The sequence below is a fragment of the Enterovibrio qingdaonensis genome (assembly GCF_028683135.1).
Classification (GTDB): Bacteria; Pseudomonadota; Gammaproteobacteria; order Enterobacterales; family Vibrionaceae; genus Enterovibrio; species Enterovibrio qingdaonensis.
The window spans coordinates 89735-110265 of sequence record NZ_JAJUBB010000002.1 but is presented as its reverse complement, the minus strand read 5'-3'; the positions used below and the strand labels follow the sequence as shown (position 1 = coordinate 110265).

The following is a 20531-nucleotide window of genomic DNA, read 5'->3' as shown; positions in this document are numbered from 1 at the left end:
TTAACCATAGAAAACATTATTTCGTTTATTCGGAGGGTCACGCGCATTTGCGATAGGATTACGAAGTGAATAGGAGGAAAACGTATACTCAAACGTTTCAAAATTCCCAATTAGCGGCAAGATTTGTGTAGACGTAGGCGGCGATGTTGAAGGCAAACCGAGTGCACAAAGCACACAGTGGTGGTCAATAGACGTTTCGTGATGGTGGGAACCTTTATGCTCCGCAAACGCAACGCCTTGCCAGCCGATCAATATGGCAAGCAATAGTGGCATTATGTTACGAAGCAGTGTCGACATGTTCCATCAATTCGATAAGACCGTAATGTTATAATATAACATTACATTCCTCTCATTTTGAAGGGCTTATAGGCAGTAAAGGATAATGCTGATAACTCAGAAGAAAAACGAAGTCTAAGAAATGAAAAAGGCCTCGTCATTCGACGAGGCCTTTAGAATTTGGCTCCCCCTGCAAGACTTGAACTTGCGACATACGGATTAACAGTCCGCCGTTCTACCGACTGAACTAAGGGGGAATTGCATGTGTTCCTAGGAACGAAACAGATATTATGGAATGCTCAGGGTGCTTGCAAGCACTAATTTGCCTAAAACGGTGTTTTTCTTGTCAACTGAACAATTTACAATCAAAAATGGCATTCAAACAGCCACTATCCACCTAGCCAGCTAAGATTTTCTCCATCGCCCATGTCGTATTTCTGCCGCTTCCCCCTAAGCTTGGGTGTGCTTTTCCGCCTTTCAAATGTGCGATCAAATTTTCGACGTGATAAAGCTGAACAGCTTCTGGATTAACAATATTGCTAACGAGTGATGTTTTGCCTTCCAAGGTAAATGCCGCTTCACCAAAGACTGAGCAGACGATCTTCCCCTCGCTACCAATGATTTCAACCCGATCCTCCCTTTCTGACGCAGCAAAGTTCCAGTAACCCGATCCCATCACCCCGGACTGAAATGAAAAACACGCTGACACTGCATCTTCCGCTTCATAGTATCCCTGCTGGTTAGCGGCGATGCCTTTTGCATCTGAAATGTCGCCAAACCATTGTTGGAACAAATTCAATCCATGGCTGGCCAAATCGACAAAGTACCCACCACCCGCAATGTCCGGGTTAACCCGCCAATTCGGCATTCCAGCTACATCATCAGGATTGGGGGCTCGATGATACGTCCAGTGTACATGCCTAACCTTGCCAATAAGGCCTTCCGTCAACCACTCCTGAACTACCGCAAACCTCGGTAACGAACGGCGATAATAGGCGACAAACAAGGGAACGCCGGCTTTTTCAAAAGCGGAGAGCATGATGTCACACTCTTTGGTGTTCAGTGCCATTGGCTTTTCTACCACGCACGGTTTACCGGCCTCTGCTGCCATTAAGGCATACCCAAGGTGACTATTAGGCGGCGTTGCGACATAGACTGCATCAACATTTGGATCGGATATCAACGCCTGTGCATCTGATGTGTAACGCGCGATCCGATGACGTTGGCAATAATCTTCGGCTTGCTCTTCACGTCTCGCCATCACCATCTCGAGTGATGAGCCTTCAGCTTGCCAAAATGCGGGACCGCTTTTCCTTTCTGTGACACTGCCACATCCGATCATTCCCCAACGAACCGTTTCATTCGCCATGCATTAATACCTCGTGTGCTGCACCGACTCTGCGCCTGTAAATGAAAAATTAGCCAAAATATCATTTTTGATACAGAAGAAAATATACCATTCCGCTAGCATCTCCAGTCCACTTTTTCATCAGCCCCCAGCTTGGACGCATTGAATAGGCCCTGTGACGCATTTCTTGGATGAAAGGTCTGTTGAATTTAAGCGTTAATGATTCTTGGGAGTACATCAATGCCGTCTCGCAACAACCAAAGCAATACTATCTTTAAAGCTCTCTGCCATTTTTTCTCTTTGGCACTTTTGGTTGCCTTGCCTGTTCTTGTTGTCCAAATCGACATCAACGTCCTTCACAATGGCCTTTCTGAACAGTCTTTAACGGAGTACTTAGAAAATGTCCTCCTGTTATCAACCATAGCGTGCTACGTGTTAATTGCCGTTAAAAAGCCCGATTTTCGCCATTTCGGCGTACTGGTTGCTGGCTTCTTCCTTTGTCTGTTTATCAGAGAGTTAGACAAATGGTTTGATGATAATTTTTGGCACGGCTTCTGGGTTTATCCCGCCGCTATTGTCGCTTCTTCCGCGCTTATATACGCCTTAACCAACAAACTGGCGATGTTGAACAGTTTTGCGCGCTTTGTAAAAAACCGAAATTTCACATTTTTGTGTCTCGGCCTTGCCATTCTTCTCGTGTTTTCACGCTTGTTTGGGATGGGTGAACTTTGGCATAGCATTTTGACTGATGGATATGTCCGAACCGCGAAAAATGTAGCCGAAGAAGGGTTAGAATTACTGGCTTATTTCATCATTCTCTATGCGTCTGTGCGTTATGTTTACGACTACTGCTACCATGGGCAGCATTGCCACGATGCGACTCATCGCGTATTGAGCAAATAGGATATAGGTCACCAGCAATCTATTACCCGCCTTTCCTTAAACGCCTCATGCACTGCGTATGGGGCTTTTTCTTCCTCGCATCGAATTCATAGTTTTTGAGACGATCGAAGCATTCACGATAATCTCAGTTTTGACAACGTCCCTCCGTATTCATCCGTTTTTATACTGACATTTTCTCCAGTGATTTAAGGAAGATATATGAAGTGGTTACTTCCTGTCGTTCTCTTCTCTGCTGTTGGTTGTACTGAAGATGTAAAAAATGAGTACACACAATGCCCTACCCTTCAGAATTATTCTGATGCATTTCTTAACAGCGACTTTTTCCTTGGCTGGCAGCAGTTAGAAAAAGGCAAACACCCTAGGCAGTATTGCGAACATGCATTGCCGTATTTTGAAGCTGGCGTAAAAAACGAAACTGTCTTCGAGTTATCAACGCTTTACCTTGATTTCTGCAGCAATGAACTCACACCATCTCGACTGGATGAAAGCAGTATCTATACCAATCAGCGAATGCCGACCGGCGTTGATTATGACGAATTCAAATGGGTACTGGATCTCGCTTTATGCCACAGCCCTGTAGAGCAATATGCGCTGGGCAGCATGCTATATAACGGCTTCATCACTGATAAAGACACAGAGAAAGGCATCTACTTTTTAACACTCTCAGCAAAACAAGGTCACTTTCAGGCTCAACGTTTGCTCGCTGATGCATTAGATGCCATTGGTGAAAGTGAAATTGCCATGCATTGGCGAGAAAAAGCGACCAAGGACAACGTACGAGCAAGCGATCTTACTGATTAATCACATTGCCCACTACAATTCGTGTGCTTTCGGACGTAAAGTGATGGTATAGACAGAAAAATTAGAGATTCGCATGCCATCTTCTTTGCCCCTTTTCCTTGCGGGGCCGATTCTAAGACGTACAACGAAAAATGAAATTTGTCTGTGGGCGATAACGTCAGAGCCGCTGTTGGCCGATTTTACGGTATTTCACCCAGATGATGACGAACCGTTTTTTTCCCAGCCTTTCAAAGATGCTCACCAACTCGAGTTGGGGAACCAATGCTACGCTGTCCTTGCTGAATTTAAAGCGGAAGGAGCCGTGCCGGTAGACGTCCCCTGTAGCTATGACATTCTATCGGGTGACAAATCGCTGATCGAAGATCTTGAGCAGTTTCTTTATCCAGGGGAAAAGCGGCCTACCTTCACAATCTCTTCGAAAGCAACCAATATTGCGCACGGTTCATGTCGCCATCCGCACCACCATTGCGAAGATGCGCTGGCGGCGTTAGACAGAAAGTACGCCGAGCTCGATGTCTCTCAACGCGCTGACATGCTGATCATGAGTGGTGACCAAATATATGCCGATGATGTCTGCGGACCGTTAATGTATGCTATACGCCAAAGTATCGCGTTACTTGGCTTACACGACCAAGCATTTGACGGTGAAGTGATTAATCACTGCAGCGACCTCGCAACGCACAACACTCCTCTTTATTCCCGTGCGTCTATATTGCCTAAAACACAGGTCAATCACGGTTTCATCAAACGCTTTTTTAAAGCGGCCCCTGAACCCGTTTTTAGCTCGCGCACGGTAGATAACCACCTCATTAGTTTCAATGAATTCGTGGTCATGTATATGCTGGTCTGGTCACCGGCACTATGGCAAGTATTGGCCCTTCCATCCGCACTGGAGCTTGACCTTACTGACGCCAAATTACGAACCCGATGGGACGCCGAAAGCGAAGGGTTGAAACGGTTTTGCGCTACTTTGCCACATGTACGTCGGTTAATGGCGCATATCCCAACGTATATGATTTTTGATGACCATGACATAACAGACGACTTCAATCTCACGGTAGGGTGGGAAAAAGGCATAAGCAGCTCCACGCTCGCACAAGCCGTTATTAATAACGGGATGCTTGGGTATTTTCTCTGCCAAGGCTGGGGAAATGACCCTGCGGCATTCGATGACAAATTCATGGACATCGTCGGTCGCTTTGTTAGCCACCCCGATTTAGAAAATTTTTCACACGTCTCTCAGCTTCTACAGCATTTTGAGCAATGGCACTACACGGTGCCGACCACACCCAAAGTTGTGGTCATCGACACGCGTACTCGTCGATGGCGGTCTGAATCCAGCGATAACAAACCTTCTGGATTGATGGATTGGGAATCACTCATGGACTTCCAACAGGACGTTTTCAACAATGAAGGCGTCGTGGTCGTGTCTCCAGCCCCCATGTTTGGTGTGAAATTTATAGAGACGCTACAACGAATTGTCACCTTTTTTGGCCATCCGTTGGCAACAGACTCTGAGAACTGGATGGCCCACCCAGGTTCCGCGAATGCGTTGCTCAACATTTTCAAACACCCCAAAACGCCGAAGAATTTTGTCATCCTTTCTGGCGATGTTCATTACTCATTCGCCTATGACATTCGATTACGTTTTCGAAAAGGCAGTCCGAGAATTTGGCAAATCACATGCAGTGGTTTTCGTAACCAATTCCCTGAGCCGTTTCTTTCAGTATTTGAATGGTTTGATAGAAAGCTATTTTGGCCTGAATCCCCCTTAAATGTATTTACGCGCCGTAAACGCATGCGTATTGAGCGAAGAAGGCCTGACAACGGCAGCAAGCAATACCTCGTGAATGCATCTGCTGTCGGAGAAGTAAGGTTAAACCTTGATGGCTCTCCTGCAGCCATCGGTTTATTGACAGGTCATGGCGAGCAAGTGACGTTTCTACCTATTGAAAACACGCCACACACGCAGGAAGAGACGTCCCTTGGATCCCTGCCACAGGATTGACTTCGATAGGCGGCTGAGAAATACTCCGCCCTTCGAAATTTGAAACAGGTGCCGCTATGTCTCGTCAACTTCAATACATTTATAAAGGTGAAACGAAAGTCATCACATTTTCGTTCCGCGAATACCACTCAGCACATGAGGCTGCGGCAGCCGCTGAAGGCATCGATCTCAGCGAGTTCTTGAAAATGGAACGTCAGTTGGAAGTCATTGCAGATGGTAAGGCAGTCAAAAACCATCGTGATAGCTACTTTAACAAGCTGGGCTTTGGCAAAATTGTGCTTTTGAAAAAAGAAGCCGAGTCAATCAAAGACAAACGCTAATCCCGACACCAAGCTCAATGGTGACATCATCTATTGGGCTTGGTCTGTTTTCCGCTCTACCTCGCAATAGATATCTCTCACTACCATCCAGTCCCACCTTTAAGAACACGCTACAACTTCTCTTTTTCGCTTCTGTAAAACGGGCAACCGCATCAGTATTTTAGTAAATGGTTTTGTACGCTTTTACTCCAAACATTCGCTGATATCAGTTTGCATAAATGACGTGTCTAGCATCTGTCTTCTTTGAACGTACGTTCGGCATGCTAAAACGTAAGCGCATTAAGGTACGAAGATTAGGCAACAGTGAAAAAATAATCATCACTAACTACGCTTAAACACAACAGATTTCCTATCGCGTCCAAACATGAAATCGGCAGCTTAAAATGTGTTGGACAGAAAAAATTACCAAAACAATGAATCTGGTATCACATCGTCAGGGAAGCTATTTCAATGTGTAAACGCGCTATTAACCTTTTGATTTTACTGTTTGCTTTCATCCATGCCCCGGCAACCCTTGCCTCTGTAGAAAAAACCCAGTCTTTTGAGAAAACGTTAAACGGGGTTCAGTCCATCCTCTATTCGGTGCCCATAAAGGCCAAAGCATTGCTCACGGAATTGGAGAAAGTAGAACTTAAACAGAACCAGCCATTACCTTTGCTCGTCAGGTATTACCTACAAAAATCCACCGTTGAGCTGCTTCTGAATAATCCCGACGATGCGATTGAATCTGCCACGCAAGGTATCGAACTGGCTAAAGGCGACCCACTTTTAAACTCAGACCGCTACTTGATGCAGCTCCGCCTGAGCCAAGCGCGTATTCTAAAAGGCGAAGAGGCCCTGGTACTCGATCAACTTGATCAACTTCTTTCCGAATCACAAGCGTTAAACGATCCCGCAATAACCGCCGAGATCCTTCTGGTCAAAGGACAGGCATACAAAGCTCAAAATGATTACGACGTTTCAATGGCCGCATTAATGAGCTCTTTAGAAGCAGCCAAAAACACGGAAGATCAGATACTCATAGAACGCATCGCCTCTAACCTTGGTGGGATACTGGTACAACTGAATGGATTCGATAAAGCCTCCTTGCTGTTAGAACAATCTTATCAGTTCTTCCAAACACGCAAGATGTCGTTTAACCAGCTTCTCGTGAAGCTCGACATGGCAGAATTAGCGCGAAAGCAGGGCAACAATAAACAAGCCCTTCTGGAATACAAACAAGCCCTTCAAATTGCACAGGTGCTTGGTGATGGTTCTCACCGATTTCGTATTAACCTCCAGATCGCGGACCTTCAGCTTCAGGCTGGTGATACCAAAAACATGATGCGCTATCTGAAATCCACAGATAACCTCAGAGAGCGAGAAACGATCCGTTTTTACATCAGTAAATACAATTACCTCAAAGCCAATGAAAGCCTGATTAATGGCGATTATCCGGCAACCATCGAGATCATTACGCCGCTCATTGCCGATCTCAGCGAGCTCCAACGGCTATATCGCTCTGAGCTTGCTTTGTACCTTGTCGCGTCAAAAGCCTATTTTGGCCTCGAAGACTACAAAAATGCGTATCTGACACTGCTTGATTACCAAAACCGCTTTAATACATTTAGTGCCGATGAGCAGGTCGACAATCTTGGACGGCAGCAAATGCTGTTTAACCTTGAAAAGCTAAAAGCCGAAAACCAGCATTTGAGCTGGAGCAATGTTTTACAGACACTTGAGCTGAAAACGAATGAGCAAAAAGTGGAGTACCTCAATCTGCTTGTGGTTCTCGGTATTGCCGCAACTGTTATCGCGTCATTGATAGCACTTTGGATAAATCGCAGACGCATTCGCTGGGGTAAAATCGCCAATACTGACAGCCTGACTGGCCTGCACAACCGCCGCTACCTCGCAGGTCAACTAGAACGACTGCAAAAGGAGATGGAGACCAACGACACACCTATCGGTTGTCTATTGCTAGATATCGATTACTTCAAAGTCGTCAATGACACTCACGGCCATCCTGTTGGTGACCAAGTGCTAGTCGGCATCTCCGAGCTATTCAAAAACAACCTCAGGCGTGACGATATTTGTTCACGCGTCGGGGGCGAAGAATTTATGATCCTGCTGCCAACAAGTGGCATAGAAGAGACCAACTCCATCGCAGAAGATCTTCGCCAACGCATCAGCGAAATAGCATTCTCCTCAGAAAGCGGTAGCAGTTTTAACGTTACTGCAAGTTTTGGCTCTATCGCTGTCGAAAGTACACAAACGTTGTCTGAGCTATACAGTACCGTCGATAAACTCTTGTATCGTGCAAAGCAAAACGGTCGGAACCGAATTGAAACCTATGCGGCGGCTGAAGATAACAATGCATCGCAATCAACCACGGATGAACCAATGACAATCAATGCTCGATTGTCACGCCGTGTAAGACGATTAAAATTTAGAGTGGCACAACATTTTAGCTGATCAGGCAAAGCGATAACGGCGTAAGATATGTAAAAGTCTGTCGGTGTTAAGCGCACCAATGACCCGCCAAGGAAAGGAGCCATCATGATCAAGTCATTCTTGATAGCGGCAGCATTGACCGCCTTATCCACCAGCGTATTCGGTGATGTCATACAATCAGACAAGCACACATTTAAGGTCGACACGGTGGCTAGCGGACTAAACCACCCCTGGTCACTGGTCTTTCTGCCCGACGGTGACATGCTGGTTTCAGAACGCAATGGCCAACTGGTTAAAATCAATCAAAGTGGCACCAAGACAGCGATAGACGGTTTGCCTGAAAATCTGGTAGCACGGGGACAAGGCGGCTTGTTAGGTCTTGCTTTGGCTCCTGATTTTGAACAAACGGGGACAATTTATATCGCGTTCAGTGAAAGCGGCGAATATCGTAAATCAGGGACATCAGTCGCGAAAGGCACTCTTTCCGGTACAACACTCACCAATATTCAAACCATTTTCCGTCAGTTTCCAAAGCTAGGTGGCGTGCGCCACTTCGGTGGACGATTGCTGGTGACGGATGATGCACTGTATGTCGCATTAGGTGACCGTGGGAACCAAGACAAAGCACAGCAAAATAATTCACACGCAGGCACCCTCGTCCGTCTTAATCTTGATGGGACCGCACATGCCGGCAATCCCTTCTTGGAAGATGCAGATGTATTGCCGGAAATCTACAGTTTCGGCCATCGAAACATTCAAGGAATGACCCTCAGTAACGATGGCAACATACTTTGGACACATGAGCACGGACCGCAAGGCGGTGATGAATTAAATGCCATTAAGCCGAGCACCAATTATGGATGGCCCACCATTACTTATGGTGTTAATTACGGCATTGGAACATCGATTGGTATCGGGACTAAAGCAGAAGGTATGGAGCAACCTCGTCATTATTGGGTGCCTTCCGTTGCACCTTCAGGCATGGAAATGGTTAAAGGTAGCCAGTTTACCCAGTGGACCGGCGATATTTTGCTGGGTTCGTTAAAATTCGGCTTGCTGATTCGCCTAGACATGGAAGACGGTAAGGTTGTAAGTGAAGAGAGGATACTAGAAGGCATGTATGGCCGTATTCGCGATGTCGTTGAAGCTCCAGATGGATCGCTGTTTCTTCTTACCGACAGTGCCAATGGAAAGGTGCTTCGATTAACAACGTTAAATTAGCCTTTATCCGCACAAGTGTAAACATTTATGTACAAGCATAGATTTCCAATTTTGCTGCGAATTAAGTGTGAAATTGGAAGTGCATCTCCAAGAAATTTTTGTAACATCAAAAGTTGCACTCTAAAAGTGATGCTTAGCCCACTGTTTAATAAAGGTTACTCAAGTTTTATTCAACTCGTAGACACCGCATTCTCGGATGGCTATAGTCTCACCATACAAATAAAAACAAAGTCATCTTTGCTTGCTGAAAATGAACAAACCCCGCATTTGCGGGGTTTAGTTCTTTCTGGGGATTGAAAAATTTAACAGCCACCACCTCGAAGAAGATCGCTGAAAACCGACAATAAAAAACACCGCCAAACGGCGGTGTTTTTTGATCTCGCTATCGTGACTATTTCTTCGCTGTTTTACTCTGAAGAACCTCAGCCATGACGGCAGAAAGCTCGTCGTTTGGATCGCCAGAAAGCTCCCAAGTGAACACACCTGCCAAACCTTGCTGTTTCGCCCACTCTGCTTTTGCTTCGATAGACCGTGCATCTTCAAAAGAGATAAAGACTTTCTTCTCCGGGTTCCAAAGATAAGGGGCTTCTGACTCTTCATCGTATCCGTATTGATAGCCCTGAGCCTTGCCGTAGTTCTTTTTCAGGTCCCAGTACATGAAATACCCAGGTTCACCCGTACCAAAGCTTGCGCCTTTCTCCGAAGAAAGATCAGCACTGGTCGTCGTGCCATCAAATTGAGAACCTTCCCAGCCACGGCCATAGAATGCCGCACCCAACACCAGCTTCTCTTTTGGAATACCCAGGTCGATCATCTGCTGAATAAATACGTCAGCCCCCATGCCCCACCAGCTGCGCTCAGTGGCATGCAAGTTGGTCAAGTGACCCGTTTGCGGCCCCCAGCCACCAAGGAAGTCGTAAGTCATTGCGTACATGTTGTCCATCAATGGCGCAACGGTTTTCCAATCCATGTAGGCCGCTTTCTGTCCCACACCAACGGCGGTAGAAAGCTCGTAATCTTTACCTGTCTTCTCAGACAGTGCATTTAATTCTGCTCTTAATGAAGTCACCAAAATCGTAAACGCGTCTTTTTCTGCGAGCTGCTGCTCTTCACCCATTTTGGTTTCTGGGTTCCAAGGTGACGTTGTCAAGCCACCGCCGCCAGGGTATTCCCAGTCAAGATCAATCCCGCCAAAGAAGTCATACTTTGCAATAAGCTCGACGGCTGTTTTCGCAAAGTGCTTAATTGATGCTTCGTCTTTTGCCATAGCATGGAAAGGCTCTGACATCGTCCAACCGCCAAAAGAAGGCAGAATGGTGACGTGAGGGTTTTCTGCTTTCAAATCCGCTAGCTGAGCAAAGTGACCTTCATACGGCACTTTTGAACGGACGCGACCAAAATCTTTCTCAAGTGCTGATTCTTTGTCCACCACAATGGCAGTAAACGGCTCCTTGCCTTTACATGCCTCTCTTACTTGCTCTTGAACGAGCTCTGAAGCTCCAGTGTGAGGTCCACACATGCTTAGGAAAGCATAAATAATGTGCGTTAAATTCTCTGCGGGAATATCATCAACCACATATGGGTTATCTTTGTTTGCGTATTGCCAGTCCGCGAAATAACCACCAACAACGTGATTTTCAGCAAAAGCTGGTGCTGCCAAACAGGCAGTCAATGCTGCACCTGCTATTATCTTTTTCATACAATCTCCTTGTGCTATACACCTAGTAACCGTCTAATTATTAAACGCTTTTACATTGAGAAAACTTTACGGACCCTAGGATTAACAAATTCATACTCATTGCGGTGCTAAGTTTGCGACCACTTAGGTTATTCGCACTTGAAATAGATGTAACAAAAAGAAAATTTGGACTGAAACGCACATTTCTGCCCTGCGTGTCATGATTTGTAATGCGCTTCGACGGTAACAACGATTCCGTTTTATTCATTGAAGCGGTATTCTTTTCGCTCTTTCTGGTTAAACGAATATTGTAGATAGCTGGCAGTATCGACATTCAAGGACAAAACATTGAGTAACCCACTCATTAGCATTGATATTTTTTACGTTATTGAAAGGCTATTGCCAGGAAAGCGGACGGTCGAACTTTTCCGTAACAACACGAAGCACCTTCCTGTCACCACATTGAAACTCGAGCATTGTGATTCGGCATCTGCCCTGCAACTCGCTTTGTATAAATACTGCAAAAACTACGCTTCGTTCTCTCAAGGTCAGCCACTCTCAGACAGCTATGCCATTGACGGAAAGGACGACGAGATCCAACCTGCAACCAATATCATCGCGGGGTTTATACGTGGTGCGTATTGGTGGGTAGAGCATTATCTGGAAATCTATCGAGAAGATTGGAGCGAAGACCAAAAAGCGCGATGGCTGAGAGATTTAAAGTTGTTAGTACAAGTCATTATCGGTATCGGAAATGCTAAAAAGGCGGAGTGGATCATCCGAAACCATAGTGCTATCAAAGCACTTACCTTCAACACACATATCAGTCCCTTCCTTCAGCATTACGACTAGTTTTCCAAAAGCACAATCCTATGTGGATTGTGCTTCATAGACTCTCTGACTGTCGTCGATTCGTCATCATTGCCTTCTATACTTCTGATCTTTGCATCAAATAAGTGCTGAACACACAGGTGAAACGGCTTAAACGCTACCAATACGAACGCTACGCTATCCTTTGTCGAGATGCGTACCCCAAAGCATTTGATCATCTCCAATACGGTTTTTCGCCAAACGGCAGAAAAGACATTACGAACCGTTGGGGGCAGACCATTATTCGCGTTCTATGGCGTGAAGACGGAGATGTTGTCGTCGTGTTTAAAGGCTCACAAAGCGTTTGGGATTGGTTATTAAATTTAGTGTTCGTTCCCAGTCGCGTAGACGCGCCTCAAGATGTCGGACACGTTCATTGGGGCTTTCACTTTCTATTACGCCAGCGCAGCCGCGTTAAACGTCGCTTCTTACACCAAGATTTTGTAAAACTCTCCACCAGCCAACAAGCTGAACTTGAGCAGTCAGTGCAAGGGGGAGACTTTCAGGGATACACCGTCATGGAGTCGATAGAATCAACCGTGCTCCCTCTTTTAAAGCAAGGTAAACGGCTGTCATTAACGGGGCATTCTTCCGGGGGCAGCATGGCTATTATCGCTGCAGAAATACTGGAACAAAAATACCCTAATGCAGTTAAGCGAGTAGTTACCTTTGGCCAGCCTGCTACGGGGTATTGGAACTTCAAGCGTCTGTACCGCCTTCAAAACAAAACTTACCGTATTTGCTGCGACGTCGACATTGTGACATTTCTACCCGGAATTCCGCTGCTGTTTTGGCACGTGGGCGACCTCCTTTGGCTTCATAACGATCGCATCTATCGCAACATGCCTTCTTTTGTTCGCATCATTAGAGTGCTCACCAGTTGGCTAATTCGCCCAATTGCTTATCATTTCATGGACAAGTACATTCGCCGCAAAGACTATTTTGATAAGCATTAACCCATGAGCGCGTATCATATTTGGACCATTGCGCTCAGGTTTAATCCAAAGCATGACGTACCACTTGCCAGCCATCTTTTTCCACGCAAGTCACCTAGCGATAAGAACCTTTCTATTCCGGCGATCTTTCATTTCTCATTCTTTTTTAGTCCCTGTATTCATACTATCCATGATTATGTCTAGTTTTCGATTCACCTGTTTCTAACCCGTATAGTCTTTGAGACTTATCGTGTTTTAATTAAAAAACACCAAAAATCCATATGTCTCATTTGTGAGAAAGACATTCATCCCATCCATCAATACTCTCAAGTCAGTTGTAACGTAGTTTCATTTACTTACTTAAATTTGTCTTACGCAACCAAGAACTATAGCCGGATGATATCGGCAAGACGGTAAGGCGCAGTAACTCTTAAGGGTTCCTAATTTAAGAGTAAGGTTCGCTAACTGGAAAGGATTAAGGTATAGCCCATGATGAAGAAGACGCTGCTTTCTGCTGCAATCCTCGCAGGCACAATGACATCCATGCAAGCAATGGCAAATTGTGCAGGGAACATATATTCCATGAATGCTGGCCGCGGTCATGTTGGTTTATTGATGGATATTCAAGAGCTCAAAAAAATGGGTTCTAACTATTTTGGTGACTCTTCAACACGAGAGGAATATCACTCCCGTGCACTGTTCAGCGCATCATCAATGTCCTACGACCGTATTACCGATCGCCTCTATTACACAAGCGCACCACAGCCAACGTCCTACCATATCGACGACCCAAAAGCCGATGTAACCGCTGATGAATATAAGAGTCTCGATCTTCACGCCAGAACGCTAAAACCCTATCAGCTAGCCTACATGGATCCCGCGACAGGCAACCATGTTGCAGGCCCTACAGTAAACAAACAAATCCTGAGAATGGCGTTTAATCCAGACTCAAGCGAGCTCTATGCATCTGACTCTCAAACCATTTTTAAAGTGGATCCTTCAACCGGTGCAATTACACATATTGGCAACTTTCCGCAAGATTTAAAAAATGGCGGTTTTACTAACTGGGGTGACTTTGTATTCCAAGATGGTGAGCTTCTATTTGTCACCAACAACCGTACGTTTTCGGTGAATACCACCAACGGTTCGTTGACAATGAAAGCCTTCCACTTCATTGACTTTGTCACAACTGCAACCTTGGATCAAAACGGTCAAATGATGGTAGCGGCAAAGAACCAGAACGTATCAGGCAACGTGAATAGCAATATGCTGTTCCGCTTGAAGCCATCTACGGGTGAAAAAGTCTTGGTCGGTCTGTTTCCTAGCCGCATCAGTGCGATGGGTACGGTAACATCAGAAGACCACACCTGTTATGACAAAACGGTATTCCCAAGCGATGAGAAATCCGAGGTGTCGGGTATTTCCGCCAATGCAAGCTCTGTGAATGAGGGTTCTACGGCTTATTTCACTGTTTCGTTTGATAAAGCGACAGCCAATGACACAACCAAACTGACCTTAGCCTTGGTCAACGGCAGTGCGGTGCTTAACAGCGACTACCGCAATACGGTTGCCCTGCTTTACTCTGACAATACGACAGGCTCAGCAACCCTCTCTTCTACTGGAACACAAATTACCCTTCCGAAAGGCGTGACTAGCGTGCGGGTCGGTGTACCTACGGTGAATGACTCAACACATGAAAATAACGAGTACTTCACCATGCAAGGCTGGATCAATACCGATAAGAGTGACCAAGGCTCTGCAAACGTCACCATTATTGATAACGACCCAGATGTGCATACTCTGCTAACTCAAGCAGCACAAAACAGTGGTGTCTGGTGGCATGGTAGCCGTGGCGGGAATCTATTTACGAAAGATCAATGGATTCGAGGCGTACACGCCAGAATTAACGGTACGATCCCAGCAGGCACAACCTTGGAATTCTATAAAACTAATGGATTCCTTCGTAGCTACACCATTAATGGCGGTGGCCTGTACTATGAACAACATAGTAATCATGAGCGTTACTACTATGCAGGCGACATCGCATGGGCACGTTTGAAAGGGCCAAATGGTCAATACTACAACGTGAAAACAGGACACCGAGCGCAGTTGCATTGGAACAAAGACGTTAACTGTTCAAACGGTTGTTGGTCTCGCATTTATAACTAAGCAGACACATTGATTAAAAAAGGAGCGAAATATCGCTCCTTTTTTTTTTATCGTTTTGACTTGCTGCGCTGCAGAAACTTATCGAGTTCATTCGCGAACATTTGGCGATCCTGTTGGCTTATTGCCGCTGGTCCACCCGTTTGGATACCGCTCGAACGCAGCGTATCCATAAAATCACGCATATTAAGACGCTGGCGAATGTTTTCTGGGGTGTACAATTCACCTCGCGGATTCAAAGCAACACCTGACTTCTCAATAACCTCAGATGCCAAAGGAATATCCGCCGTAATCACAAGATCACCCGCTTCTACACGACGTACGATTTCGTTATCAGCAATATCAAAACCCTTTTCAACCTGCACGCTACGAATGAAGCGAGAAGGCGGAGTTCGCAACGCCTGATTCGCCACTAAAACCAACGGTGTTTCCGTGCGGTCTGCCGCACGATAAAGGACTTCTTTAATTACTGTTGGACACGCGTCAGCATCCACCCAAATCGTTGTCATAATGGTCTATCTCAAAAAAGTTTGAACGAACAGTATCAGCGAGGGCTTTTTAGCGCAATCAAAGCCTGTTATTCAGGCTTGCCCGCCGGTTGAGACGCATAGAACGCTGCGATGTCCGCCATGTCTTGTTCAGACAATACCGTCATCTGTTGTTTCATCATCAACCCCAATGCGTTTGTACGCTCTCCGTTTTTGTAGGCCAGCATGGCGTTATAGAGGTAAACAGCATTTTGACCGTTGATGTGAGGGTAAGCGTCAACGTTTGTATACCCCGTCGCACCGTGGCAAAACTGGCAAGTATACGCTTTTTGTTGACCCAATTCGGCATCGCCTTTTGGTGCTGCAATCGCAGTTCCTGTTGATAACACCAGAGCAAAGAATGATAACGTTTTTAGTTTATTGAGCATGCTTGTTTCTCCTTAAAGCACGCCTAGCATGTATCACATGTGCCGTCTTCACCTTGTGTGGGATCAATCAAACGCTGTTATTCATTCCTAACCACATATTTTCCGAGCTAGCGCAAAGGTCATATCCATCAGAGTGCGCATGAAATCTTGTTTTATGTCGTTTTTTTAGCGTATGTCGTCCATATGACATCTTTTCTTCATTCCGTGTTCACTAACATTTAACAATGAAGCACCAATATTTGCTTCCGTATTGCATACCCAAACACGCTGAAGTAACTCGGTTTTAGAAGGAGTCATCATTCTCTTAACCATCGAGTCCTCACAGCATGAGCCATTCTATATTATTGGCCCTCGATGCCTAACTGGATGCATTGGCACATTCCCTATGGGCAAATCGAATACTGCATCTTCTCGCTGTTTGGGAACGTAGAAATGTCGTGTAAATAAAATAAAGGAAGATACCGTGAGCGAACATACTCAACACAACGATCAGCGTGAATTGGACCACGAACCCGAATTTAACCGCTTCATTGATGCAGCCATGAACCGTCGAAACTTCCTACGCACCGCCAGTGCAGCGGGTACGGTTGCTTTTTTTGCAACGGCTCCCGTTGCTAAAGCTGTGGCTGAATCCATGGACAACAGCAAATTAATGGGCTTTACCGCTATTCCTGCTTCAACCGCAGATACGGTTATCGTGCCTGAAGGGTACGTCGCGGAACGCGTTGTCTCTTGGGGCGACCCGCTGTTTCCTACCTCACCAAAATTTGCACAGAGCAACGATTCGAAAGCACAAGAAATGCAATATGGTGACAACACAGACGGCATGACCTTCTTCCCATTGTCCGAAGATCGCGCCGTTCTCGTTGCGAACAACGAATACACCAACAACGAATATCTCTATAAACACCAAGGCAAAAACATCACCGCTGATGACGTACGTAAGTCTCAAGCTGCTCATGGTGTCTCTATTATCGAGTTGGTTAAAAAAGACGGAAAATGGCAAGCGAATGTGGATGGTCGCTTGAATCGAAAAATCACCGCATACACGCCGATGGAAATGACCGGCCCCGCTGCAGGCCATGACCTGCTAAAAACAGCCGCGGACCCATCAGGTAAGAAAATCCTTGGTACGTATAACAACTGTGCAAACGGCCAAACGCCTTGGGGCACGTACCTCGCGTGCGAAGAAAACTTCAATGGATATTTTGCTGCCTCTAAAGAGGTAGAGCTCAATGACGAATACAAACGTTATGGCGTGAAGAACAAAGATTGGGGTTACGACTGGTGGAAACACGATGACCGTTTCGATATTTCCAAAACCCCGAACGAGCCGAATCGCTTTGGTTGGGTCGTTGAAATCGACCCGATGGACCCAAATTCAACACCAAAGAAACGCTCCGCACTAGGACGCTTCAAACACGAAAACGCTGCGATGACAATCAATGGCGACGGGCATGTTGTGGTCTATCTGGGTGATGATGAACGCGGTGAACACCTTTACAAGTTTGTCTCCAAAAATAAATACACTCCAGGCGACTTAGCCGCTAACCGCAACCTGCTCGAAGACGGTACCTTGTATGTTGCCAAATTCACCGGCAAAGAAGGTGACCTAAACGGTCAGGGCGAATGGGTTGAACTGTCGTTTGGCCAAAATGGGTTGACGCCAGAAAATGGCTTTAACAGCCAAGCAGAAGTCATGATTTTTGCGCGCAAAGCAGCGTCTCACGTTGGGGCAACAACCATGGATCGCCCTGAGTGGGTGGCGGTACACCCCGACAACAAAACTGCGTTTTGTACGTTGACCAATAACAAATACCGCGGTGCGAAAGAGACGCAACCACTCAATATCGCTAATCCTCGCGAGAAAAATCCGTACGGTCATATCATCCGTTGGGCACCAAAAGGTGGCGATCACACCGCGTCTGAATTTGATTGGGATATCTTTGTGATGGCCGGTAACCCTGAAGTACAAGAAGGTCTGATGGCAGGTACGCCGAACGTGAACAAAGACAACATGTTTAACAGTCCGGACGGTATTGGATTTGACGCGGCAGGTCGCCTTTGGATTCAGACTGATGGTAAATACTCAAACGAAGGCAAGTTTGCTGGAATGGGTAACAACCAAATGCTCTGTGCGGACCCAAGTACAGGGGAGATTCGCCGATTCCTAACCGGCCCTATCGCATGTGAAATTACCGGCCTCGCGTTCTCTCCAGACTACAAAACCATGTTTGTCGGCATTCAACACCCCGGAGAAAGCCTTGCGCCCTCACACTTCCCTGATGGTGGCGATTCCATTCCACGTTCAACAGTGATGCGCATTACACGGAAAGATGGCGGTGTTATCGGGGCTTAAGCCTGTATCAAAATCTACGCCCCGACATGTCGGGGCTTTTTTGTCGCTATGTTTCACTCTAAGCGGGATTGAAGCCTAACCGAACGCATACTGGTGCTGCCATGAGATAAACCCAGCACAGGGAAGTCCAGCATGTCGTCCTCCTGACGCATGCCGAGTGTATACAGCAATGGCCAAAAGTGATCGGGGGTAGGAATCCCCATTCTTACCTCTTCTCGCATTGAGAGATAATCAAGTAACGATGCAATGTCTCCTTGCACAAGACAATGTGCTATTTGGCTGTCAGCCACGAGTGCCCACGGATGTGCCATTGATTCTTGTCGGTCAAACAACGCAAGGTTATGAACGACATTTCCACTTGCAACAACGAGGATATTTTCGTCTCTCAAAAATCGAAGTTGTTGTCCGCGCTCATAGTGCTGCTCTTCAGTTAAAGTCAAATCCAAGCTCAGCTGAAGCACTGGGATTTCGGCATCCGGATACATATGCCTTAAGACTGTCCAACTGCCATGATCTAAGCCCCATCGTCTGTCCAAGGACAGTTCGAAAGGCACGTTTTCGGCTATTTGCCTTGCGATGTCAGGAGCCCCTGGCGCAGGGTAATGAATATTTTCCAATCTCTCATCAATGGGTCCAAAATCATGAAGCGTGTGAGGATTAGCTAACGCGGTGATCCGCGAACCATTCGTTACCCAATGAGATGATATACAAAGGATTGCTTTGGGTACTGGAATGTCTTCGGCAATGGCCTTCCATGCCTGAGTGTATCTATTGCCCGTCAACGTGTGCGTTGGTGCGCCATGACCAATAAAAAGCGCGGGCAGTGGTGCATGTCGATCAAAAGACATACGCATCTAAACGTCCTCGTTTAAGAGTGTAAACCTCGATGCATGTGACAACGTCACATTTATTATTTAGTTTCTCCTATCCCACACTAATGATCTGGTCTTTATAAAAAAACAGTTTCTGCCGAAATGACTATTCGTCAAAATAGAACAATCCAACATAACGCGTTTTCGTTCATCACTCGTACTGATCACTATCAAGTCGTACTAAATCTACCTGCGACTGTCTTAATTAGTCCTTGCTTATGCACCTCGACTCGCTTCGAACCCTCTTACTTTGTCGCTATTGCAAGATTCCAACGAATATTCATATGCATACAGCGGCAAAATATCCCACACCTGTTAGCGTTATTTCTGGACAGTGATTCGTACGGTAAATCTGACGGATCACGTCCAACGATTTACTCACACAAGTACACCAAATAGGTATCTGAGCCTTACTACCCAGAATCTTTAATTTAAGAGGTTAGCAATGAAAAGGACATTACTTGCAACACTCATGTTGGCTGCCGGAGCGTCTGCACCTGCGATGAGCGCGCAATGCGACGGCGATCTGTTTACCATGAATGCAGGCCGCGGTGCTGTCGGCGTTCTGGTCGATGTCGACGAAGGAGCAGCCCGAGCAGGCGGAAGCTACTTTACTAACGCGGTGCTTCGGGCCGAACTCAATTCTCGTGCCTTATTCGCCGCGTCAGCCATGGCGTATGACAGTTCAACTGACCGTATCTATTACGCCAGTACACCGACCCCCCAAAGCTACCATATTGCAGCGACAAACAATGGTGACTTCACCGCTGAAGAGTTCCAAGCTCTCGGTTTGCATGCAAAAGGGCTAAAGCCTTTTCGTCTAGCTTACTATGACGTTCAACTGGGAACGCATCATGATGTCGGAACAACGCGCTTTGAAATCAAACGCATGGCATTTGACCCGGATACAAACACACTTTATGGCTCAGATCGCGCAAGGCTATTTACCATCGACGCATCGAGCGGCACACAAAGCCAGATCGGTCTGCTTGATGCCAGCCTTCGAATTGCTGGCTTTACCAATTGGGGGGACTTTATATTCTCTGATGGAGACCTATTGTTCGTCACCAATACCCGTGCATTTTCTATCGACACCGGTGACGCAAGTAGCCAGTTGGAGTTCTTCCATAAAGTCGACTTGGTTACCGCAGCAACCCTCGATCAGAATGGCGAAATCCTCGTTGCAAGCAAAAACCACAATGTTTCAGGGTCACCGAATACCACCAACCTTTGGCTACTAGACCCGCCTGCGATGCCAGGTGATTTTGCGGCTGAAGCTTATGGTGGACTTGTCCCTATGCGTGTAGATGCCATGTCAATGACGGACTCAGGTACTAACGACTGTTACCCACCTCAGTTTGTTGATTAGCCCAATTTTGGCGACACTTGTACGCCTTTCCGGTTTTCACCAAACAGGAGCCAGCC

17 protein-coding genes and 1 tRNA gene are annotated in these 20531 nt (G+C 46.3%); 11 read left to right on the top strand and 7 right to left on the bottom strand.

The features are described from left to right. From LRP49_RS03450 to LRP49_RS03440, 3 genes are all read right to left on the bottom strand, one after another. Nucleotides 1-297, bottom strand: coding sequence for a hypothetical protein (locus LRP49_RS03450; protein ID WP_274140244.1), 297 nt, complete (start codon nt 295-297; stop codon nt 1-3). Nucleotides 298-457: 160 nt separating this feature from the next. Beyond that, nucleotides 458-533: transfer RNA gene (locus LRP49_RS03445), tRNA-Asn, on the bottom strand. A gap of 140 nt (nt 534-673) precedes the next feature. Further along, entirely contained in the window at nt 674-1645 is a 972-nt protein-coding gene (locus LRP49_RS03440) for a Gfo/Idh/MocA family protein (protein WP_274140241.1), read from the bottom strand. A 219-nt stretch (nt 1646-1864) separates the two neighbouring features. Here LRP49_RS03440 and LRP49_RS03435 point away from each other — a divergent pair, with 219 nt between their 5' ends. From LRP49_RS03435 to LRP49_RS03410, 6 genes are all read left to right on the top strand, one after another. Further along, nucleotides 1865-2527 (top strand): hypothetical protein, encoded by a 663-nt coding sequence (locus LRP49_RS03435; RefSeq protein WP_274140239.1) that lies wholly within the window; start codon nt 1865-1867, stop codon nt 2525-2527. A 198-nt stretch (nt 2528-2725) separates the two neighbouring features. Further along, nucleotides 2726-3328: an SEL1-like repeat protein gene (locus LRP49_RS03430; protein WP_274140237.1), complete on the top strand. Its 603-nt coding sequence runs from the start codon at nt 2726-2728 to the stop codon at nt 3326-3328. 73 nt (nt 3329-3401) lie between these two features. Next, the gene (locus tag LRP49_RS03425; protein ID WP_274140235.1) at nt 3402-5336 is read left to right on the top strand and encodes an alkaline phosphatase D family protein; all 1935 of its coding nucleotides are present in this window, start codon (nt 3402-3404) and stop codon (nt 5334-5336) included. Between the two features lie 56 nt (nt 5337-5392). Then, nucleotides 5393-5656 carry a DUF2960 family protein gene (locus tag LRP49_RS03420; protein ID WP_274140233.1) on the top strand — a complete coding sequence of 88 codons (264 nt, stop codon included), beginning with the start codon at nt 5393-5395 and terminating at the stop codon, nt 5654-5656. Nucleotides 5657-6106: 450 nt separating this feature from the next. Beyond that, nucleotides 6107-8110, top strand: a complete 2004-nt coding sequence (locus LRP49_RS03415; protein ID WP_274140231.1) for a GGDEF domain-containing protein — start codon at nt 6107-6109, stop codon at nt 8108-8110. Between the two features lie 84 nt (nt 8111-8194). After that, complete coding sequence (locus LRP49_RS03410) at nt 8195-9310, top strand: PQQ-dependent sugar dehydrogenase (protein ID WP_274140229.1); 1116 nt, start codon at nt 8195-8197, stop codon at nt 9308-9310. A 391-nt stretch (nt 9311-9701) separates the two neighbouring features. Here LRP49_RS03410 and LRP49_RS03405 read toward each other — a convergent pair whose 3' ends face one another. Continuing rightward, complete coding sequence (locus tag LRP49_RS03405) at nt 9702-11009, bottom strand: glycoside hydrolase family 18 protein (RefSeq protein ID WP_274140227.1); 1308 nt, start codon at nt 11007-11009, stop codon at nt 9702-9704. Nucleotides 11010-11336: 327 nt separating this feature from the next. On the opposite strand from LRP49_RS03405, the gene LRP49_RS03400 reads away from it, so the two are divergent. From LRP49_RS03400 to LRP49_RS03390, 3 genes are all read left to right on the top strand, one after another. Beyond that, a complete protein-coding gene (locus tag LRP49_RS03400) occupies nt 11337-11840 on the top strand; it encodes a hypothetical protein (RefSeq protein ID WP_274140225.1) in 504 nt (167 codons plus the stop codon). Between the two features lie 119 nt (nt 11841-11959). After that, on the top strand, nt 11960-12814 hold the full coding sequence (locus LRP49_RS03395) for a lipase family protein (RefSeq protein ID WP_274140613.1): 855 nt from the start codon (nt 11960-11962) through the stop codon (nt 12812-12814). Between the two features lie 468 nt (nt 12815-13282). After that, nucleotides 13283-14962, top strand: coding sequence for a hypothetical protein (locus LRP49_RS03390; protein WP_274140223.1), 1680 nt, complete (start codon nt 13283-13285; stop codon nt 14960-14962). Between the two features lie 47 nt (nt 14963-15009). Here LRP49_RS03390 and LRP49_RS03385 read toward each other — a convergent pair whose 3' ends face one another. Beyond that, nucleotides 15010-15468 carry a YaiI/YqxD family protein gene (locus tag LRP49_RS03385; RefSeq protein WP_274140221.1) on the bottom strand — a complete coding sequence of 153 codons (459 nt, stop codon included), beginning with the start codon at nt 15466-15468 and terminating at the stop codon, nt 15010-15012. 68 nt (nt 15469-15536) lie between these two features. Then, nucleotides 15537-15875 (bottom strand): c-type cytochrome, encoded by a 339-nt coding sequence (locus tag LRP49_RS03380; RefSeq protein ID WP_274140219.1) that lies wholly within the window; start codon nt 15873-15875, stop codon nt 15537-15539. A 541-nt stretch (nt 15876-16416) separates the two neighbouring features. Between LRP49_RS03380 and LRP49_RS03375 the strand changes: the two genes are divergently transcribed. Then, nucleotides 16417-18234, top strand: a complete 1818-nt coding sequence (locus LRP49_RS03375) for a PhoX family protein (protein WP_274140612.1) — start codon at nt 16417-16419, stop codon at nt 18232-18234. A 53-nt stretch (nt 18235-18287) separates the two neighbouring features. Here the strand turns inward: LRP49_RS03375 and ygiD are convergent, their stop codons facing one another. Next, nucleotides 18288-19088 carry a 4,5-DOPA-extradiol-dioxygenase gene (gene ygiD, locus LRP49_RS03370; RefSeq protein WP_274140217.1) on the bottom strand — a complete coding sequence of 267 codons (801 nt, stop codon included), beginning with the start codon at nt 19086-19088 and terminating at the stop codon, nt 18288-18290. 463 nt (nt 19089-19551) lie between these two features. Here ygiD and LRP49_RS03365 point away from each other — a divergent pair, with 463 nt between their 5' ends. Next, complete coding sequence (locus LRP49_RS03365; protein ID WP_274140215.1) at nt 19552-20475, top strand: hypothetical protein; 924 nt, start codon at nt 19552-19554, stop codon at nt 20473-20475. Nucleotides 20476-20531: the final 56 nt, after the last annotated feature.

Bases quoted from the DNA above. Each gene is read 5' to 3' on its own strand.
- LRP49_RS03435 (WP_274140239.1), top strand. From the start codon at position 1,865: ATGCCGTCTCGCAACAACCAAAGCAATACTATCTTTAAAGCTCTCTGC.
- LRP49_RS03425 (WP_274140235.1), top strand. From the start codon at position 3,402: ATGCCATCTTCTTTGCCCCTTTTCCTTGCGGGGCCGATTCTAAGACGT.
- LRP49_RS03405 (WP_274140227.1), bottom strand. From the start codon at position 11,009: ATGAAAAAGATAATAGCAGGTGCAGCATTGACTGCCTGTTTGGCAGCA.
- ygiD (WP_274140217.1), bottom strand. From the start codon at position 19,088: ATGCGTATGTCTTTTGATCGACATGCACCACTGCCCGCGCTTTTTATT.
- LRP49_RS03375 (WP_274140612.1), top strand. From the start codon at position 16,417: ATGAACCGTCGAAACTTCCTACGCACCGCCAGTGCAGCGGGTACGGTT.
- LRP49_RS03450 (WP_274140244.1), bottom strand. From the start codon at position 297: ATGTCGACACTGCTTCGTAACATAATGCCACTATTGCTTGCCATATTG.
- LRP49_RS03430 (WP_274140237.1), top strand. From the start codon at position 2,726: ATGAAGTGGTTACTTCCTGTCGTTCTCTTCTCTGCTGTTGGTTGTACT.
- LRP49_RS03390 (WP_274140223.1), top strand. From the start codon at position 13,283: ATGATGAAGAAGACGCTGCTTTCTGCTGCAATCCTCGCAGGCACAATG.
- LRP49_RS03365 (WP_274140215.1), top strand. From the start codon at position 19,552: ATGAAAAGGACATTACTTGCAACACTCATGTTGGCTGCCGGAGCGTCT.
- LRP49_RS03420 (WP_274140233.1), top strand. From the start codon at position 5,393: ATGTCTCGTCAACTTCAATACATTTATAAAGGTGAAACGAAAGTCATC.
- LRP49_RS03380 (WP_274140219.1), bottom strand. From the start codon at position 15,875: ATGCTCAATAAACTAAAAACGTTATCATTCTTTGCTCTGGTGTTATCA.
- LRP49_RS03440 (WP_274140241.1), bottom strand. From the start codon at position 1,645: ATGGCGAATGAAACGGTTCGTTGGGGAATGATCGGATGTGGCAGTGTC.
- LRP49_RS03385 (WP_274140221.1), bottom strand. From the start codon at position 15,468: ATGACAACGATTTGGGTGGATGCTGACGCGTGTCCAACAGTAATTAAA.
- LRP49_RS03410 (WP_274140229.1), top strand. From the start codon at position 8,195: ATGATCAAGTCATTCTTGATAGCGGCAGCATTGACCGCCTTATCCACC.
- LRP49_RS03415 (WP_274140231.1), top strand. From the start codon at position 6,107: ATGTGTAAACGCGCTATTAACCTTTTGATTTTACTGTTTGCTTTCATC.